Below are 18882 nucleotides of genomic sequence, written 5' to 3'. Positions count from 1 at the left end.
AAGAGATGAGCACCAATCCGCTGGCCGCGCTCAGCGACGCGGGCGTGTCGATCTGGCTGGACGACCTGTCCCGCGAGCGGCTGAACACCGGCAACCTGGCCGAGCTGATCGCCGGCAAGCACGTCACCGGCGTGACCACCAACCCGACCATCTTCGCCGCCGCCCTCGCCAAGGGCGCCGCGTACGACGAGCAGGTGCGGGAACTGGTCGCGCGCGGCGCGGACACCGACACGGCGGTCCGCGAGATCACCACCTCGGACGTGCGCCACGCGTGCGACCTGTTCCGCGACATCTACACCGCCACCGACGGCGTGGACGGCCGCGTGTCGATCGAGGTCGACCCGCGGCTCGCCCACGACACCGAGGGCACCGTCGCCGAGGCGCTGGACCTGGCCAAGGCGGTGGACCGGCCGAACCTGCTGGTGAAGATCCCGGCCACGCTGGAAGGCCTGCCCGCGATCACCAAGGTGCTCGCCGAGGGCATCAGCGTGAACGTGACGCTGATCTTCTCCGTCGAGCGCTACCGGCACGTGATGGAGGCGTTCATCGCGGGTCTGGAGCAGGCCAAGGCCAACGGGCACGACGTGCGCTCCATCCACTCCGTGGCGTCGTTCTTCGTGTCCCGGGTGGACGCCGAGGTCGACAAGCGGCTGGACGCGCTGGACAGCCCGGCGGCGACCGAGTTGCGCGGCAAGGCGGCGATCGCGAACGCGGTGCTCGCGTACGCGGCGTACGAGGAGACCTTCAAGGGCGAGCGCTGGGAGGCGCTGGCCGCCGAGGGCGCGCACGCGCAGCGTCCACTGTGGGCGTCCACCGGCGTGAAGGACCCGAACTACTCCGACACCCGGTACGTCGACCAGCTGGTCGTGGCCGGCACGGTCAACACGATGCCGGAGAAGACGCTGCACGCGGTCGCCGATCACGGCAAGATCGAGGGCGACACCGTGACCGGGCGCGCCGCCCAAGCGCAGGAGGTCTTCGACGGACTGGCCGAGGTCGGCATCGACCTCGACGACGTGTTCATCACGCTGGAGACCGAGGGCGTGCAGAAGTTCGAGAAGTCCGGGGCGGAGCTGCTGGAGACGGTGACCGGACAGTTGAACCAGGCCAAGGGCTGAGGACGAGGATTCAGATGACCCAGGTGATCTCCGTGGAGATCGTCCGCACGCCGAACCAGAACCAGGTCGACATCGTCATCGGCGACCTGGTCCGCGATTCGGCTCCGAGCAGGCTCACCGCAGGCGACGCCACGCTGTGGGGTCCCGACGCGGAGCCCGAGGCGTCGATCCGGCTGGCTTGGACGACACTGCACGAGACGTCCCGCCCGCTGGTCGCGGAGATCACCGCGCTGCGCGACGAGCTGCTCGCCGAGGGCGTGGACCGCGTGGTCCTCGCCGGCATGGGCGGCTCGTCGCTGGCGCCCGAGGTGATCACGGGCACGGCGGGCGTACCGCTCGTCGTGCTCGACACCACCGACCCCGGCCAGGTGGCCGAGGCGTTGGCGGGTGACCTGAAGCGCACGGTCGTGGTGGTGTCGTCCAAGTCGGGCGGCACCGTCGAGACCGACAGCCACCGGCGGATCTTCGAGGCCGCGTTCACCGCCGCGGGCATCGACGCGGCGTCGCGGATCGTCGTGGTGACCGACCCCGGCTCGCCGCTGGAGGCCGCGTCACGGGAAGCGGGCTACCGCAAGGTGTTCCTGGCCGACCCGCACGTCGGCGGCCGGTACTCGGCGCTGACCGCGTTCGGCCTGGTGCCCTCGGGCCTGGCGGGCGCGGACGTCGGCAAGCTGCTGGACGAGGCGGCGTCGGCCGCGCCGCTGGTGTCGGCCGACTCGCCGGACAACCCCGCCGTGGTGCTGGCGGCCACGTTCGCGGTGGCGCACGCGCACGGCGCGGAGAAGATCGTGTTCGCCGACACCGGCTCCGGCATCTCCGGGTTCGGCGACTGGGCCGAGCAGCTGATCGCCGAGTCGACCGGCAAGAACGGCACCGGCCTGCTGCCCGTGGTGGTCGAGGGTCCGGGGGCGCCCGGTTTCGTGGACGCCCGCACGGACGCCACGACCGTCGCGATCGGACCGGCCACCGGCTCGTCGACGCTGTCGGTGGAGGGCTCGCTCGGCGCGCAGTTCCTGGTGTGGGAGTACGCGACCGCGCTGGTGGGCCGGGTGCTGGAGATCAACCCGTTCGACCAGCCCGACGTGGAGGCGGCGAAGAAGGCGGCCCGGTCCCTGTTGGACTCCCCCGCCGCGTCGACCGCCGAACCGGCCTTCGTGGACGGTCCGATCGAGGCCTACCCCAGCGAGGGCTGGCTGCCCGCCGACGTGAAGACGGTCGCCGAGGCGTTGCGGGTGCTCGTCGCCGCCTCGCCCGAGCACGGCTACCTGTCCGTGCAGGCCTACCTGGACCGGGTCGACGACGCGTCGTTCGCGCTCGTTCGCCCGGAGTTGGCGCAGCGTTCACACCTGCAGACCACGTTCGGGTGGGGACCGCGGTTCCTGCACTCGACCGGCCAGTACCACAAGGGCGGTCACCAGAACGGCGTGTTCCTGCAGCTGACCGGTGCGTCCGAGGAGAGCCTGGACGTGCCGGGCAGGCCGTACGACCTCAGCACGTTGCAGTTGGCCCAGGCGCTGGGCGACGGCCAGGTGCTCGCCGAGCGCGGCCGCCCGGTGCTGCGGCTGCACCTGACCGACCGCGTCGCCGGGCTCGCGCAGCTCGTCGAGGCAATCCAGGAGGACGGTTCGTGACCGCGCCCACCAAGCGCAACCCCTTGCGCGACCCGCGGGACAAGCGGCTCCCGCGCATCGCCGGGCCTTCCGGCCTGGTGATCTTCGGCGTGACGGGTGACCTGTCGCGCAAGAAGCTCATGCCCGCCATCTACGACCTGGCCAACCGCGGCCTGCTGCCGCCGGGCTTCGCGCTCGTCGGCTTCGCCCGCCGCGACTGGGCCGACCAGGACTTCATGCAGGTCGTGCACGACGCCGTCAAGGAGCACGCGCGCACGCCGTTCCGGCAGGCGGTCTGGGACCAGCTCGCCGAGGGCATCCGCTTCGTGCAGGGCACCTTCGACGACGACGCCGCGTTCGACTCGCTCGCCGCGACCCTGGCCGACCTGGACCGCGACCGCGGCACGGGCGGCAACCACGCGTTCTACCTGTCGGTGCCGCCCAGCGCGTTCACCACGGTGGTCAACCAGCTCAAGCGCGCGGGCCTGGCCACGCCGCCGACCGACAAGCCCGACCAGTGGCGGCGGGTGGTCATCGAGAAGCCGTTCGGCCACGACCTGACCAGCGCCAAGCAGCTCAACAAGACCGTCAACGACGTCTTCCCCGAGGAGTCGGTGTTCCGCATCGACCACTACCTCGGCAAGGAGACGGTGCAGAACATCCTGGCGCTGCGCTTCGCCAACCAGCTCTACGAGCCCATCTGGAACGCCAACTACGTCGACCACGTGCAGATCACCATGGCCGAGGACATCGGCCTCGGCGGTCGAGCGGGCTACTACGACGGCATCGGCGCGGCGCGTGACGTGATCCAGAACCACCTGCTCCAGCTGCTCGCGCTGACCGCGATGGAGGAGCCGGTGTCGTTCCGGCCGAGCGACCTGCGCGCGGAGAAGGTCAAGGTGCTCTCCGCGACCAAGGCGATCGGGCCGTTCGACGAGACCACCGCTCGCGGCCAGTACACCGGCGGCTGGCAGGGCGGGCAGAAGGTGCTCGGCCTGCTGGAGGAGGGCGGCTTCGCCAAGGACTCGGTCACCGAGACCTACGCGGCCATCACCTGCGAGGTGAACACCCGCCGCTGGGCCGGTGTGCCGTTCTACCTGCGCACCGGCAAGCGCCTGGGTCGCCGCGTCACCGAGGTGGCCGTGGTGTTCAAGCGCGCGCCGCACCTGCCTTTCGACGACACCGCCACCGAGGAGCTGGGGCAGAACGCCCTGGTGGTGCGGGTGCAGCCGGACGAGGGCGTGACCATGCGGTTCGGGTCGAAGGTGCCGGGCAACTCGATGGAGGTCCGGGACGTCACGATGGACTTCGGCTACGGCCACGCGTTCACCGAGTCGTCCCCCGAGGCCTACGAGCGGCTGCTGCTGGACGTGCTGCTCGGCGAGCCGTCGCTGTTCCCGAAGAACGACGAGGTCGAGCTGTCCTGGGAGATCCTGGACCCCGTCCTGAAGCACTGGAGCGCCACCGGCGCGCCGGAGAAGTACAAGGCAGGCACCTGGGGACCGGCGTCGGCGGACGAGATGCTGGCCCGCACCGGCAGGCACTGGAGGCGTCCGTGATCATCGACCTGCCCTCGACGACCACGTCGCAGGTCAACAGCAAGCTCGTGCGGCTGCGCGAGGAGGGCGGCGCGGTCACCCTCGGTCGGGTGCTGACGCTGGTCATCGTGACCGACGACGGCACCAAGACCGAGGAGGCCATCGACGCGGCCAACGACGCCAGTCGGGAGCACCCGTGCCGGGTGATCGTGGTGGCGCGCGGCGCCCGCAAGGCCGCGCCGCGGCTCGACGCGCAGATCCGCGTCGGTGGTGACGCGGGCGCGTCCGAGGTGATCGTGCTGCGCCTGTACGGCGAGCTGGCCAACGAGGGCGCGTCGTGCGTCGTGCCGCTGCTGCTGCCGGACACCCCGGTGGTGGCGTGGTGGCCGAACGAGGCGCCCGCCGTGCCCGCGCAGGACCCGATCGGGCAGCTCGCGCAGCGCCGGATCACCGACGCGGCGGCGGAGAAGAACCCGATCAAGGCGTTGGAGCAGCGTCGCGCGGGCTACACGCCCGGTGACACGGACCTGGCGTGGACGCGGCTGACGCTGTGGCGGGCGATGCTCGCGTCGGCGTTCGACCTGCCGCCGTACGAGAAGGTCACCGAGGCCGAGGTGAGCGGTGAGAGCGACTCGCCGTCGACCGACCTGCTGGCCGCGTGGCTGGCCGGGTGCCTGCGGGTGCCGGTGAAGCGGGCGAAGGCCGCCAGCGGTGAGGGCATCGTGGACGTGCGGCTGGAGCGCCGGTCCGGTGTGGTGGAGCTGTCGCGGCCGGACGGTCGGGTCGGCACGCTGACCCAGCCGGGCCAGCCGGAGCGGCGGGTCGCGTTGCAGCGCCGCCAGGTGCGGGACTGCCTGGCCGAGGAGTTGCGCAGGCTCGACCCCGACGAGGTGTACGAGTCGGCGTTGCGGTCGCTGGGCAAGGTCGTGCGCGGTCGGACGCCGGTGAAGGCCGCCGCGACGACGCGCAAGCCCGCACGGGCCGCGTCGGGTGCTGGTGTGGCCAAGGCGAAGTCGGACGGTGGTCCCGGCGCTCAGGCGGCGTCCGCCGAGCCGACCGGCGTGGTGGACGGTGCCGCGGTCGACGGCCAGGTGGAGACCAAGCCCGCGAAGGCCCCCGCCCGCCGGGCTGCCACGCCCAAGTCGACCGCGGCCAAGTCGGCTACCGCCAAGTCGACCGTCGCGAAGTCGGACGGTGCCCAGTCGACCGCGGCCAAGTCGGCGAAGTCCGGTTCCGCGAAGGCAGGCGCGAAGGCGAAGGCGGGCTCGTGAGCCGGCCCGAGGTGGTGGTGCACCGTGACGGCGACCTGCTGGCCGCCGCCACGGCTGCCCGCCTGGTCACCACGCTGGTGGACGCGCAGACCGCGCGCGGCTCGGCGTCGTTGGTGCTGACCGGTGGTCGGACCGGTATCGCGGTGCTGGAGCACGTGCGCGCCACGCCCGCCCGGGACGCGGTGGACTGGACCCGGGTCGACCTCTACTGGGGCGACGAGCGGTTCCTGCCCGCCGGGCACCCGGAGCGCAACGAGACGCAGGCGCGGGAGGCGTTGCTGGACCACGTGCCGGTGCCCGCTTCGCGCGTGCACGTGATGGAGCCGTCGGACGGGCGGTTCGGTGACGACCCGGAGGCCGCCGCCGAGGCGTACGCCGACGTGCTGGCCGCCGCCGCCCGCCCAGAAGACCACGGCTCGGAGGACCACGGTTCCGTGCCGTCGTTCGACGTGTGCCTGCTCGGTGTCGGGGAGGAGGGGCACGTGGCCTCGATCTTCCCCGAGTCGCCCGCGGTCCTGGAGCGGGAGCGCGGGGTCGTCGCGGTGCGCGACTGCCCCAAGCCACCGCCGACCCGGGTGAGCCTCACGCTGCCCGCGATCCGCGCGGCGCAGGAGGTGTGGCTGATGACTACCGGTGCGGCGAAGGCCGCGGCGGTGGCCACGGGCCTGACCGGTGCCGATGAGGTGCAACTGCCCGCCGCCGGTGCCCGCGGTCGTCGGCGCACGCTGTGGCTGCTCGACCCGGCCGCCGCCGCGAAGGTGCCGGACCTGTTCACCCCGCCTTTGGCATGACGTCGGTGGTCGGCTCGGGCTCGGTCGGCGCGCAGGTGACCGAGGCCGAGTCGGACACCGCGTTGGGCGCGGTGACCTCGAGGACGTACCCGCCTTCGGTCCGCGCCCCGTCCAGCGACAAGGTCACCGACTCGACCTCGGCGCGGCCCGTCGAGCCGACCTGGACGGTGCCCCGGTCGGACGTGCCGTCCGTCCCGGCCCAGCGGTAGGCGACCTCGCCCGTGCCGTTGGTGGTGACCGTGCCGCTGAACGTGAACCGCACGTTGTCGTCGCAGGAGACCGGGGTGTCCGAAGGGCTGACCGACACCTCCAACCCGGTCACGGTGAACTGCGCCTTGGTGTCCTCGCCGCCTTCGTCCCCGCCGCGGTCGACCGGGACGGGGTTCGGTTGCCTCCCACCCTGTTGGCCCTCCACGACCGTGGCGTGCGCCGCCGACGACGAGGCGGCTTCCGAGTCGTCGTCGCCGACCTCCGCCCACACGGCGGCCAGCGCGGAGATCAGCGCCGCGACCGCTCCGAGCACCGCCGCGCCAACGCCCCACTTGCTCTTCTCACCGGACACGCGGCCCCCTTCCCCCGATTCACCCGACTGGCGGTCGCACGCGAGCGCCACTGGAAGTGTCGGCGGGTGGCGAAGACCGTTTCGCGGGATGCCACGCGTTCACCCGAACGTGTGGCGGAGCGCGCGGCACGGGAAGTTGTCCGGTGAGCGGACGTTCGCGCTCGCAATTTTGTGCGGCGCCGGGCGTCCCTTTCGGGTAATCACCGCATCTCGAAGGGTGAGCGGGTGGATCGAGGCACGTCGGGGCGGAAAGGCGGGTCATGCCAAGCGTGATGACAGCGCAGTACGGTGAGGACCGGCGGACGGCTGACACAGGAGGTCGAACCCTGGCCGGCAACGCTGTCGAGAGGCTGCCGAGCGGTCGGGTCAACGGCGTTCCGACCGAACGGGTGTCGCGTGCTGCCTTCGCCGGGGGGTTCGAGCGGCTGCTCGGGCGCCTGCTCGGGCGGCACCGGCAGCTCGCGTTCGACGCGGCGGCTGTCGGTATCGCGGCGCTGGACGTGTGGCTGCGGGTCGTGCCCGAGGCGGAGCGGTACAACTACGTGCTGTCGATCGTGTCGGTGGCGGCGGTGGCGTTGCGCCGGCGGTTCCCGTTCCTGGTCGTGCTGATCACCGTGCCCGGGTTCCTGGCCGGGTGGGCGCAGTTGGCGGCGATGATCGCGCTGGGCACGTTGGCGCGGCAGAAGCTGCTGTCGGTGCAGACCTACATCGGGGCCGGGTTGGTGTGGCTGAGCCGGTTCTTCGTGTGGCCGCCGGACGAGTTCGTGGCGTTGGACTGGAAGACGCACGTGCACAACGCGATCTACGGGTGCATCGTCGCGGGGATGCCGATCGCGATCGGGTTGCTGGCGCACGCGCGGGAGGAGCTGTCGGCGCGGATCGCCGAGCTGGCCGCGAGCCGGGAACGGGAGCGGATGCTGCACGCCCACGCGGTGCGGGCGGACGAGCGGGCCAGGTTGGCGCGGGAGATGCACGACGTCGTGTCGCACCAGGTGAGCTTGATCGCGATGCAGGCGGGTGCCCTCAGGATGGCCGCGGCCGATCCGAACGCGAAGCAGGTCGCCGGGACGATCCGGATGCTGAGCACGCGGACGTTGGACGAGCTGCGGCAGCTGGTGAGCGTGCTGCGGACGACCAGCGGCGACGACTCGCCCCAACCCCGGGTCGAAGACCTGCCACAACTGGTGAGCACCGCGGGGATCCCGGCGACCTTGACGGTGCAGGGCCCGGTGGCCGACCTGCCGGCACCGGTCTCGGGTGCCGCGTACCGGACGGTGCAGGAGGCGTTGACCAACGTGCGGAAGCACGCGTGCGGGGCGGCGACGGCGGTGCTGGTCGTCGCAGATGCCGACCAGCTGCGGGTGGAGGTGCGCAACGAGGCACCGGAGGGGTCGGTGGACGGTGCGACGTTGCCCAGCGGCGGTCACGGCTTGGTGGGGCTGCGGGAGCGTGCGGCGTTGCTGGACGGTGAGCTGGAAGCGGGCCCAACGGACAGCGGCGGCTTCATCGTCAAGGTAACGTTTCCCCTGGTCAGAACCCTGGAACCCTGACATCTCCCGTCACACCATCGGGTGATCATCCACCAACTACCAATCAGAACACTGTTATCCTGAACCTCACGCGTCGGTTGAAACAACGAGGCCCGCCGACCAACCCCCGGCCCTACCCACCACCGGCGAGCGGGAAAACGGCCGGTGCCGGTGTTGGCCGCTGGCTCGGGCCGACTGGTGAGCCACAGGGACAGGCCGGCACCGGGAACCAGTCGGGGCGGCCAGCGCGGGCCACGCAGTCCGCCGGGCACAGGTCTATGCGGCAGCGGCGGTCAGCGGAGCGGCTGCCGGGCCAGCGCCCAGCGGCGGCCCGGCAACCCGGCCAGCGGCGGCACGGCGTCCCGGCTCCAGGCCCAGCGGCTGGCACCGAGGCCAGCGGCGGCACGGCACCGTCCCGCCACCCGGCCAACTGCAGCCCGACCAGCCGCCACCGGCGGCCCGGCGGCGTCTCCCCGCCCGGCCCAGCGGCTGGCACCGAGGCCAGCGGCGGCACGGCAGCGCCCCGGCTCGGGCACGGTGGCTGGCACGGATCGCGGCTGGCGGGCGCGCGGTGGTTGCGGCGCCGGCCGGTGGCGGTCAGCGCAGAGCCGTCGCCGACCGGCGGGCAGCCACGGCCGTGCACACGGCCGCCACCGCGCCCAAGCCGCCGCACACGAGTGCCGGCCAGAGGTCGGGTGTGTGGCGCAGCAACACGGACGGCAGGAGCCACACCGCCACGCCGAGCCCGAAGCCCAGCGGCGCGGCCACGACCACCGCGCCGGTGCCCGCCTGACGCCGCCGCAGCGACCGCAGGATCGACTCCAGGTACGCGAGCGTGAACAGCAGCAGCACCGCGCTGCCCGCGCCCATGATGCTGATCAGCGGGTGGGTGACCGGCTGGAGGGAGTAGTCGGTGGACTTGCCGTCTGCCGTCACGGTCGCCACCGCGGCGCCGCCGACGATCCAGCGGCTCGCGCCCGGCAGCTCGAAGGCCAACGGTGAGCCGGGGGTGGCCGGGTCGTCGGGGCCCGGGGTGCCGGCGGGGGTGTCGGTGGAGGGAGTGGAGGCGGGGACGTCGGCCAGAGTGATGCCGACCGCGGTCACGGTGAGGCGGGCGGTGGTCGGGGTGCCCTCGCCCAGGGTGAACGGTTTGCTCAAATCGGCCTGGTGCACCGGCAGGTCGCGGTCGGGGATGGTGAACGGGAGGGCGATCATCAGGGCCGCCGCCAGGGCCGCGGCCACGGCGAACCAGCGGGCCGGTTTCGGCTGGGCCAGGACCTGGGCGGCGGGCACGAGGGTCTGCGCGCCCAGCCGCACGGGGGTCGACGGGGTGTCGGCGAGGGCGAGGGTCGCGCGGACGGGGATGTCGAGAGTCTCGCGCGGCACCGAAAGGCCGGCGGCGGGGCGGGTGCTGGCGGCGGCGACGTGCGGGGTCAGGTGGACCGGGGTGCCGAGGCGCAGCAGCCAGTCGCGGCCGAAGACCTCGGCCGCCGCACCCGCCAGGTCGACGGCGAACGTCTCCGCGTTGCGGTACCGGGCCTGCGGGTCGCGTTCGATGCCCCGCATGATCACCCGGGCGAGTGGATCCGGTACTTCGATCAGGGGCCGGGGCTGCTGGTAGACGTGACGCTGGATCATCGCCAACGCCCCGCCACCGCTGTCGAACGGCAGCCGGCCGCTCAGCAGCTCGTACAGCACGGTCGCCGCACCGTAGACGTCCGCTGCCGGGCTCAGCGGGTTGCCCAACGCCTGTTCGGGTGACAGGTACGCGGGCGTGCCGAGCACCTGCCCACCGTGCGTCACGAGCGTCGCGCCCTCGCTCACCACCTGCGAGATCCCGAAATCGGCGACCTTGAGCACCCCACCGGCGGTGAACAGCAGGTTCTTCGGCTTCACGTCCAGGTGCAGCACCCCGGCACCGTGCGCGGCGTGCAGACCGGACAGCATCGCCAGGCCGAGAGCACACGATGCCGCCGGTGTGACACCCGGACCGGTGAACTTCGACCACACCGTGCCACCGTCGAGCTTCTCCATCACCAGCAGGTGCTCGCCGCGGTCCTGGACGTAGTCGTACACGGGCACGATGTGCGGGTGGTCGAGCCGCGCCAGCAGCCGCGCCTCGTGCGCGAACCGCGCGCTCATCCGCTCGTCCGAAGCCAGCACACCGGGCAGCCGCTTCACCGCCACCGCCCGCCCCAACGGCCGGTGCACGGCCGCGTACACGACCCCCATGCCGCCGCGCCCGATCTCCGCGCCGAGGTCGTACTGCGGCAGCGCCGCGACGACGTTCGCCGACACCGTCACGCGACACCGCCCGGCAACGGCCGGGTGATCCGCTGCGTGCTCTCCGGATCGGTCGGCGGCGGGCGCAGGTCGTCCACGTCCGGGTGCGGCGTCAGGTAGCCCAGGGCGAACGCCGCGGCCGCCGCGCCCAGGATGAACGGGATCTCCGCGGCCGGTGACGGTGCCATGACCCGCAGCACGGACAGCGAGATCACCGCGACGAGCCCGGTGCCGACGCCGGCGGGCAGGAACCGCATCGCCCGCTGCCACCGGTTCGCGGGCAGTCGGCGGCGTGCCAGCGCGAACAGCGCACCCGCCCACGCCAGCAGCGTCAGCCCGAACACGGCCAGCCCGAACACCCCGTACACCGACCACAGCGATCCGCGCACGTCACCGGTCACGCCGATGGACGCGATCACGTCGCGGTTGGTGTCGAGCACTTCCAGCTCGGTGGGCAGCAGCCCGGTGGCCTGGGTGCCGAGCTGCCCGAGGTCGAGCACGAAGCCGCGCGTGACGCTCTCCTTGGCGGGCACGTCGAACGGCACGGTCGTGTCGTAGGAGAAGAACGTCAGCGCGAGGGCCGTGCCGGACAGCCGGATCGTCTTGACGTGCCGCACGGTGTCCGTTCCGTTGTGGACGGTCACGAGGATGCGGGAGGAGCCGGACGGGTCGAGCAGCAACTCGTCCTCGCCGACCGGGGTGCCGTCCACGGTGGCGTCGATGGTGACCGCGTCCCCGGCGGCGTGGGCGGGGGCGACGCCGAGGAAGATCCCGCACAGGAGCAGTAAACCGACGCTGCTCATAATGCGTCTCACAAGGGCACCTCATCGGTGGGTAGCGGACTGGTCCGGGAGTCGGTATGCGATCGGCAGGAACACTAGCTCTACTCGGTGCCTTGGCCTATGCCGTTACGGCGCTTGTGGCGGCACCGGTATCGGCGCAGCAGCAGGGCGTCGCGACCGCGAACCCGGATTCCGGACCGCCGGGCACCACGTTCACGGTCAGCTGGACCGGCGTGTACCTCGACCCGGACTGCTCGAACTACTCCGTGCAGATCCTGTGGGACGGCGGCCGGGTGATCGGCGGCGGCAGGCACGCGGGTCGTGGCGCGGGTTCCGGCACGGCGACGGTGCCGGCGGACGCGGGGGTGGGCGGGCACCGGGTCACGGCGCGGCCGGTGTGCGCGGCGACGTCGAACCCGACGGACGGCTTCACCGTGACGCCGAGGCCGACCACGACCACCACCCCGCCACCGGTCACCACGACGACCGCTCCCCCGGTGACCACGACGACCACCACCCGCCCTCCGCGCACGACGACCACACAGCCGACGACCACTACAACCACCACGACCACGACCACTACGACCACGACGGACAGCCCCGCGTCGACGACGACGAAGCCGTTCGACAGTGACGGCGCCCTGACGTTGGACAAGGACAACATCCAGCCGGGTGACCCGTTGACCGCGACCGGCACGGGCTGCGACCCGGGTTCACCGGTGCGGCTCAGCTCGCTGGGCGAGGCGGTGGGCACGGCGAAGGCGGACGGTTCGGGCACGTTCAGCACCAGGGTCGAGTTCACCACGATCCAGCCGGGTCGCCACGTGATCCGCGCGGACTGCGGCGTGGTGCTGGTCGGGAGCGTGGACGTGGCGTTGACCAGTTCGACCGGCGGCACGACGTCCACCCTGGTGATCCTGGTGTTCTTCCTGCTGGTGGGAGCGATCCTGGTCCGCCGCCAGTTCTCCGGCCTGTTCACCAAGCGCGCCTGAGGACCAGCGTGCCCGAGGACGACGACGGCCCCTGCGGTGAGTACCCGCAGGGGCCGTCGTGCCGTTGTCGCCTGAGCCCGGCTAGGGCTCTTCGCGCTGCTTGCGCAGCTTGGTGAGCGCCTCTTCGAGGATCGCCTCACCATCCGCGTCGGAGCGGCGCTCCTTCACGTACGCCAGGTGCGTCTTGTACGGCTCGTTGCGCGGCGGGGCAGGCGGAGCCTGCTCGTCACGCCCGGCCGGCAGACCGCACCGGGGGCAGTCCCAGTTCTCCGGGATCTCGGCTTCGACCGCGAACGACGGCCGGGACTCGTGCGCGTTCGCGCACCAGTACGACACCCGACGTCGGGGCGCGGACTCGCCGCGCTCCGATTCGCCCATCGGGCCTGCGCCGACGCGGGTACCGCGAATCGCGTTACCACCAGCCATCGACCCTCACACCCCCACCACGTGGATTCCCTGTGTCCGTGCCGGCCGACGCCGTCGGCGCCCGCCGACCTGTCACCTGTGTCAGTTGACCTTCATCAGCAGCCCGACGCCCACGATCGCGATGACCCAGACCGCGCCGACGAACAACGTCAGCCGGTCGAGGTTCTTCTCGACCACGCTGGAGCCGGACAGGCTCGACTGCATGCCGCCGCCGAACAACGAGGACAGACCGCCGCCGCGCCCGCGGTGCAACAGCACGAGCAGGATGAGCAGCAGGCTGGAGACGATCAGCAGGATCTGAAGGAACAGGATCATTTCTTCCTCGCTGTCAGGCAGGTGACGCCACAGAGTACCCGGTCGACTGCCGACCGTGGACCACCGCGGGTGGAGTGCGTGTCAATCACATCAGGGTAGAGGTCCACCCGCGGCGAGCGCGCACAGCTTGGCGAACTCGTCCGCATCCAGGCTCGCACCACCGACAAGGGCGCCGTCGATGTCCTTCTGCGAGATCAACTCGGCGATGTTGCCCGACTTGACCGAGCCGCCGTAAAGCACTCGAACGGCCGAAGCCACGTCCTCGCCGTAGAGCTCGGCGAGCTTGACCCGGATGGCGGCGCACACCTCCTGCGCGTCCGCCGACGAGGCGACCTTGCCGGTGCCGATCGCCCACACCGGTTCGTAGGCCACGACCACGTCGCGCACCTGCTCGGCGGTGAGGCCCTTCAGCCCCGCGACGAGCTGTTCGGTGCAGTGCTCGACGTGCCCGCCGGCCTCGCGGACGTCGAGCTGCTCGCCGAGGCAGAAGATCGGGGTGACGCCGTGCTTGAGCGCCGCCTTGACCTTCTTGTTGACCGTGGCGTCGTCCTCGTGGTGGTACTCGCGCCGCTCGGAGTGACCCACGGTGACGTAGGAGCAGCCGAGCTTGGCCAGCATCGGGCCCGACACGTCACCGGTGTAGGCGCCCGAGTCGTGCGGCGACAGGTCCTGTGCGCCGTACTTGAGCAGCAGCTTGTCGCCGTCGACGAGGGTCTGGATGGACCGGATGTCGACGAACGGCGGCAGCACCGCGACCTCGACCTTGGCGAAGTACTTCTCCGGCAGGGAGAAGGCGATCTTCTGCACCAGGGCGATGGCCTCGAGGTGGTTGAGGTTCATCTTCCAGTTGCCCGCGATGAGGGGCTGACGCTGAGCCATCACGCCTCCAACACAGACACGCCGGGCAGTTCCTTGCCCTCCAGGTACTCCAGGGACGCCCCACCGCCGGTGGAGATGTGCGAGAACCCGTCCTCGGGCAGGCCGAGGGCGCGCACGGCCGCGGCCGAGTCGCCGCCGCCGACCACGGTGAACGCGTCGCTCTTGACCAGCGCCTCGGCGACCGCGCGGGTGCCGCCGGAGAAGGCCTCGAACTCGAACACGCCCATGGGGCCGTTCCAGAACACGGTCTGCGCGTCGGCGAGCTTGGACGCGAACAGCTCACGCGTCTTGGGGCCGATGTCCAGGCCCTGCCGGTCGGCGGGGATGGCGTCGGTGGCGACGACCTCGAACTCGGCGTCGGGCGCGAAGTCGACGGCGGCGAGCACGTCGACCGGGAGCACCAGCTCCACGCCGCGCTTCTCGGCCTCGGCGAGGAAGCCGCGGACCTGGTCGAGCTGGTCTTCCTGCAGCAGCGAGCCGCCGACCTCGTGGCCCTGGGCCTTGAGGAAGGTGTAGGCCATGCCGCCGCCGACGAGCAGCCGGTCGACCTTGGTGAGCAGGTTCGCGATGACGCCGAGCTTGTCGGACACCTTCGCGCCGCCGAGCACCACGACGTACGGGCGCTGGAGGTCGTCGGTGAGCTTGCGCAGCACCTCGACCTCGGCCAGGACCAAACCGCCCGCGTAGTGCGGGAGCTTCTTGGCCACGTCGTAGACCGACGCCTGCTTGCGGTGCACGACGCCGAAGCCGTCGGAGACGAACGCGTCGGCCTTGGCGGCCAGCTCGTCGGCGAGGGCGGCGCGCTCGGCGTCGTCCTTGCTGGTCTCGCGGGCGTCGAAGCGGATGTTCTCCAGCAGCACGACGGTGCCGTCGCCGGCCGCCTCGGTGCCGATCTCGACCGTCTGGCCGAGCAGCTCACCGAGCCGCACGGCGACGGGCGCGAGGGAGAACTCGGGGGCGGGCTCGCCCTTGGGGCGGCCCAGGTGGGCGGCGACCAGGACGCGGGCGCCCGCGTCCACGAGCGCCTTGATGGTGGGCACCGAGGCGCGGACGCGGCCGTCGTCGGTGATCCGGTCGCCGTCGAGGGGGACGTTCAGGTCGGCGCGCACCAGGACGCGCCGACCCGAGACACCCTCGCTGAGCAGATCGTCGAGAGTCTTCACAGCGAGTGACCCGTTTTCGCTCAGAGCTTGCTGGCGACGAGGTTGACCAGGTCGGCGAGGCGGTTGGAGTAGCCCCACTCGTTGTCGTACCAGCCGACGACCTTGACCTGGTTGCCGATGACCTTGGTCAGCGGCGCGTCGTAGATGCACGACGCCGGGTCGGTGACGATGTCGGCCGACACGATCGGGTCGGTGTTGTAGCGCAGGTAGCCCTTCAGCGGGCCGTCCGCGGCGGCCTTGTAGGCGGCGTTGACCTCGTCCACGGTGACCTCGCGGCCGACCGTGACGGTCAGGTCGGTGGCCGAGCCGGTGGGCACGGGCACGCGCAGGGCGTAGCCGTCGAGCTTGCCCTTCAGCTCGGGCAGGACCAGGCCGATCGCCTTCGCGGCACCGGTGCTGGTGGGCACGATGTTCAGCGCGGCGGCACGGGCGCGGCGCAGGTCCTTGTGCGGCGCGTCCTGCAGGTTCTGGTCCTGGGTGTAGGCGTGGATCGTGGTCATGAGGCCACGCTCGATGGTGAAGCTGTCGTGCAGCACCTTGGCCAGCGGGGCCAGGCAGTTCGTGGTGCACGAGGCGTTCGAGATGACGGTCTGCGAGCCGTCGTACTGGTCGTCGTTCGCGCCGAGGACCACGGTGAGGTCCTCACCCTTGGCCGGGGCGGAGATGATGACCTTCTTCGCGCCGCCCTCGTCGACGTGCTTGCGCGCGGCCGAGGCGTCGGTGAAGAAGCCGGTCGACTCCACGACGACGTCGACGCCGAGGTCCTTCCAGGGCAGCTTGCCCGGGTCGCGCTCGGCCAGGGCCTTGATGACCTTGCCGTCGACCGCGATGCCCTCGTCGGTCACGGTCACCTCACCGTCGAGGCGGCCGAGGATGGAGTCGTACTTGAGCAGGTGGGCCATGGTGTTGACGTCACCGAGGTCGTTGAAGGCGACGATCTCGATGTCGTGCCCGCTGGCCTGAACGGCGCGCCAGAAGTTGCGACCGATGCGGCCGAAACCATTGACACCTACGCGAACCGTCACGGTGAGTCTCCTCGGTACTCGACTGGCGTTGTCCGCCAGGGGCGTGCAGTCATGGGCTGACCAGGCAGCCGGGAGTCAGCCTAGCCTCCGGCCTGCGTCCCTGGTCACGTGGACCTCCAGGATCTCTTTATCGAACAAGAAAATCCAGCTTGACCGGCTTGTTACCTGACGGTAACTCGGGGATCGGGGGTTCGTGACCCCGGAGTGCGGCTGGACCGCGCCTCGGCGCCGGGCTCGCCGACACCCAGCCTATGACGCTCGGTGCCCGGGTGCAGGGTGCGCGCTCCGTGACGGAGGGTGGGCGTCCGGGCGTTGAATTCAGGGGTCCTGAACGTTGGACTCTCGTGTCCTGAACGTTGGACTCTCGCGTTCTGAACGTACGACTCTCGCGTTCTGAACGTTGGACTCTCGCGGGCTGAACGTTGGACTCTCGGGGGTTGAAGGGCAACGAGATCGTCACACTGCCCTGAACGGAGCACGTCGATCGTCACACGGCCGGGTTAAGCTGCGCCGCTTTTTCCTCGGACCTGTGGCGGTGTGTAGTGGCGTTGGTGACCGATGGACCGTCGCTCGCGCCCGACCGCGCCGTCGACCGCCCCTCCGTCCGGCTGGACATCCAGGGCCTGCGGGCGTTGGCCGTCGGCCTGGTCGTGGTGTACCACCTGCGCCCCGACTGGCTGCCCGGCGGTTTCGTCGGCGTCGACGTGTTCTTCGTGATCTCGGGTTTCCTGATCATCGGCACGCTCACCGGCGAGGTGCGGCGCACCGGGCGGGTCGGGTTGCTCGACTTCTACGCGCGACGGGTGCGCAGGCTGCTGCCCGCCGCCACCGCCGTGCTGCTGGGGGTCACGGCCGCGGTGTTCGCGCTGCTGCCCGAGTCGCGGTGGCCGGTCGTGCTGCGGGAGGTGGTGTTCTCCGCGCTCAACGCGCAGAACTGGCTGCTGGCCGCGCTGTCGAACGACTACGGGCACGCGGGGGCAGGCGCCTCACCGGTGCAGCACTTCTGGTCGCTGGCCGTGGAGGAGCAGTTCTACCTGGTCATCCCGCTGGTGCTGCTGGTCGCCGCCGCCCTGGCGGCACGGCGCGGCGGCGGGCCGGTGCGGTACGCCGCGGTCGCGGTCGGCGTGATCACGGTCGCGTCGCTGGCGTTCTCGGTCTGGTACACGCCGGTCGACCCGGGCGCCGCGTACTTCGTCACGCCGACCCGGATGTGGGAACTGGGGATCGGCGGCCTGGCCGCGATGGCGCTGCACCGGGTGCGGCTCGGCGCAACGGCACGCGTGCTCCTGGCCTGGGGCGGCCTGGCGTGCGTGCTGGCGAGCGCGTTTTGGTTCACCACCGGGCTGGCGTTCCCGGGCTGGATCGCGGCACTGCCGACGTTCGGCACGGCCGCCGTGCTGGTCGCCCGGGACGAGTCGCTGGCCCGCGTGCTCGGCGTGCGTCCGCTGACCTACGTCGGCGACGTCTCCTACAGCCTGTACCTGTGGCACTGGCCGGTGATCGTGTTCCTGCTGGAGGTCACCGAGAGCGAGGCGCTGGGCGGGTACGAGGCCGTGGTGGCCGCCGCGCTGAGCCTGGTGCTGGCGGCGCTGTCCAAGCACCTCGTCGAGGACCCGTTCCGGCGGCGCAAGCCCGTTCGGCGGCGCACGACGTACGGGCTCGGCGCGGCGCTGGTCGCGGTGACCGTGGCGGTCGCGTCGGGTGGCTGGGCGTCGGCCGAGTCGACGCTGGCCGCGTTGCGCGGGCGGTCGGTGATCGACGCCGACCACCCCGGCGCGCTGGCGCTGGACCCGAACCGCCCGCTGCGCGCACCGGCGGGCGTCCCGCTCGCGCCCGCGCCGGCCGTGGCGGGTGAGGACTGGCCGCGGGACGACTGCGTCACCCGCGAACTGGGCGACGGGCTCAAGTCGTGCGTGTACGGCAAGCCCGACGCGGCCAAGACCCTGGTCGTCGTCGGCGACTCGCACGCCGCGCAGTTCAGCACCGCGCTGGCCGAGTTCGTGCGGAAGGAGACCGGGAACCAGTGGCAGGTGCACCTCATGGTGCGCAACGGCTGCCCGTTCACCGCCGTGCCGCCGACCGAGGCGGGCACGCCGCTGGCCGACTGCTCCGACGAGAACCTGAAGAAGCTCGACCACCTCCGGGACGTCAAGCCCGACCTGGTGCTCACCGCCGCCATGTCCCCCGAGTCCTACCTCAAGGACCTGAAGTGGACGTGGGAATCGACGGCGGACCTGGTCGACGGCTACCGGACCGTGCTCACCGCGCTGTCGGAGGCCGCCATCCCGGTCGCCGTGCTGCGCGAACTGCCCCGGCCGGGTGTCTCGACCGTGTCGTGCCTGCAACGCCACGCCGACGACCCGGACGACTGCGACACGCCCCGCGCGCAGGCCCTCGGCTCGCCGGGCGACCCGCAGGCCGACGCCGCGACCGGGCTGCCGGGCGTGCGGCTGGTCGACCTCACCGACTGGATCTGCCGCGCCGACACGTGCCCGGCCGTGGTGGGCAACGTCGTCGTCTACCGCGACAACCACCTCACCGACACCTACGTGCGGTCCCTGGCCGACCCGCTCGTCGCCGCCCTGGGCCTGCCCTAGC

17 protein-coding genes are annotated in these 18882 nt (G+C 71.7%); 8 read left to right on the top strand and 9 right to left on the bottom strand.

The annotated features are described in order from the left end of the window. Nucleotides 1-5 precede the first annotated feature (5 nt). The 5 genes from tal to pgl are packed head-to-tail and all read left to right on the top strand — an operon-like array spanning nt 6 to nt 6328. A complete protein-coding gene (gene tal / locus B0I31_RS36890) occupies nt 6-1118 on the top strand; it encodes a transaldolase (RefSeq protein WP_106620014.1) in 1113 nt (370 codons plus the stop codon). 14 nt (nt 1119-1132) lie between these two features. Then, complete coding sequence (locus B0I31_RS36885) at nt 1133-2749, top strand: glucose-6-phosphate isomerase (protein ID WP_106620013.1); 1617 nt, start codon at nt 1133-1135, stop codon at nt 2747-2749. Continuing rightward, nucleotides 2746-4287 (top strand): glucose-6-phosphate dehydrogenase, encoded by a 1542-nt coding sequence (zwf, locus tag B0I31_RS36880; RefSeq protein WP_106620012.1) that lies wholly within the window; start codon nt 2746-2748, stop codon nt 4285-4287. The genes B0I31_RS36885 and zwf overlap by 4 nt, the downstream gene beginning before the upstream one ends. Further along, nucleotides 4284-5537, top strand: coding sequence for a glucose-6-phosphate dehydrogenase assembly protein OpcA (gene opcA, locus B0I31_RS36875; RefSeq protein WP_106620011.1), 1254 nt, complete (start codon nt 4284-4286; stop codon nt 5535-5537). The genes zwf and opcA overlap by 4 nt, the downstream gene beginning before the upstream one ends. Then, nucleotides 5534-6328, top strand: a complete 795-nt coding sequence (gene pgl / locus B0I31_RS36870; protein ID WP_106620010.1) for a 6-phosphogluconolactonase — start codon at nt 5534-5536, stop codon at nt 6326-6328. Before opcA ends, pgl begins: the two co-directional genes overlap by 4 nt. Here the strand turns inward: pgl and B0I31_RS36865 are convergent. Next, entirely contained in the window at nt 6309-6890 is a 582-nt protein-coding gene (locus tag B0I31_RS36865; RefSeq protein ID WP_146174100.1) for a hypothetical protein, read from the bottom strand. The two genes, pgl and B0I31_RS36865, sit on opposite strands and share 20 nt — an antisense overlap. Nucleotides 6891-7150: 260 nt before the next feature. Between B0I31_RS36865 and B0I31_RS36860 the strand changes: the two genes are divergently transcribed. Then, nucleotides 7151-8440, top strand: coding sequence for a sensor histidine kinase (locus B0I31_RS36860; RefSeq protein ID WP_106620008.1), 1290 nt, complete (start codon nt 7151-7153; stop codon nt 8438-8440). Nucleotides 8441-8712: 272 nt separating this feature from the next. Here the strand turns inward: B0I31_RS36860 and B0I31_RS42820 are convergent, their stop codons facing one another. The 3 genes from B0I31_RS42820 to B0I31_RS36850 all read right to left on the bottom strand — a co-directional run bounded on the left by B0I31_RS42820 (nt 8713) and on the right by B0I31_RS36850 (nt 11505). Beyond that, nucleotides 8713-8841 (bottom strand): hypothetical protein, encoded by a 129-nt coding sequence (locus B0I31_RS42820; RefSeq protein ID WP_281262341.1) that lies wholly within the window; start codon nt 8839-8841, stop codon nt 8713-8715. A 175-nt stretch (nt 8842-9016) separates the two neighbouring features. Then, entirely contained in the window at nt 9017-10723 is a 1707-nt protein-coding gene (locus B0I31_RS36855) for a serine/threonine-protein kinase (protein ID WP_106620007.1), read from the bottom strand. After that, nucleotides 10720-11505, bottom strand: a complete 786-nt coding sequence (locus tag B0I31_RS36850) for a hypothetical protein (RefSeq protein ID WP_106620006.1) — start codon at nt 11503-11505, stop codon at nt 10720-10722. The genes B0I31_RS36855 and B0I31_RS36850 overlap by 4 nt, the downstream gene beginning before the upstream one ends. A gap of 116 nt (nt 11506-11621) precedes the next feature. Here B0I31_RS36850 and B0I31_RS42335 point away from each other — a divergent pair, with 116 nt between their 5' ends. Then, nucleotides 11622-12476: a hypothetical protein gene (locus B0I31_RS42335; RefSeq protein WP_245950709.1), complete on the top strand. Its 855-nt coding sequence runs from the start codon at nt 11622-11624 to the stop codon at nt 12474-12476. Nucleotides 12477-12557: 81 nt separating this feature from the next. On the opposite strand, the gene B0I31_RS36830 is transcribed toward B0I31_RS42335, so the two are convergent. The 5 genes from B0I31_RS36830 to gap form a co-directional block, all read right to left on the bottom strand. Beyond that, a complete protein-coding gene (locus B0I31_RS36830; protein ID WP_015103628.1) occupies nt 12558-12902 on the bottom strand; it encodes an RNA polymerase-binding protein RbpA in 345 nt (114 codons plus the stop codon). A gap of 81 nt (nt 12903-12983) precedes the next feature. After that, nucleotides 12984-13217 carry a preprotein translocase subunit SecG gene (gene secG, locus B0I31_RS36825; protein ID WP_106620004.1) on the bottom strand — a complete coding sequence of 78 codons (234 nt, stop codon included), beginning with the start codon at nt 13215-13217 and terminating at the stop codon, nt 12984-12986. Nucleotides 13218-13307: 90 nt separating this feature from the next. Beyond that, complete coding sequence (tpiA, locus tag B0I31_RS36820; RefSeq protein WP_106620003.1) at nt 13308-14096, bottom strand: triose-phosphate isomerase; 789 nt, start codon at nt 14094-14096, stop codon at nt 13308-13310. Beyond that, a complete protein-coding gene (locus B0I31_RS36815; RefSeq protein WP_181320739.1) occupies nt 14096-15259 on the bottom strand; it encodes a phosphoglycerate kinase in 1164 nt (387 codons plus the stop codon). Before B0I31_RS36815 ends, tpiA begins: the two co-directional genes overlap by 1 nt. A 20-nt stretch (nt 15260-15279) precedes the next feature. After that, entirely contained in the window at nt 15280-16284 is a 1005-nt protein-coding gene (gene gap, locus B0I31_RS36810; RefSeq protein WP_073894620.1) for a type I glyceraldehyde-3-phosphate dehydrogenase, read from the bottom strand. Nucleotides 16285-16835: 551 nt separating this feature from the next. On the opposite strand from gap, the gene B0I31_RS36805 reads away from it, so the two are divergent. Then, nucleotides 16836-18881 (top strand): acyltransferase family protein, encoded by a 2046-nt coding sequence (locus B0I31_RS36805; protein ID WP_245950708.1) that lies wholly within the window; start codon nt 16836-16838, stop codon nt 18879-18881. Nucleotide 18882: the final 1 nt, after the last annotated feature.

Source organism: Saccharothrix carnea (assembly GCF_003014735.1).
Classification (GTDB): Bacteria; Actinomycetota; Actinomycetes; order Mycobacteriales; family Pseudonocardiaceae; genus Actinosynnema; species Actinosynnema carneum.
The sequence above is the reverse complement of the archived record's forward strand: the minus strand, read 5'-3'. Positions and strand labels throughout refer to the sequence as shown.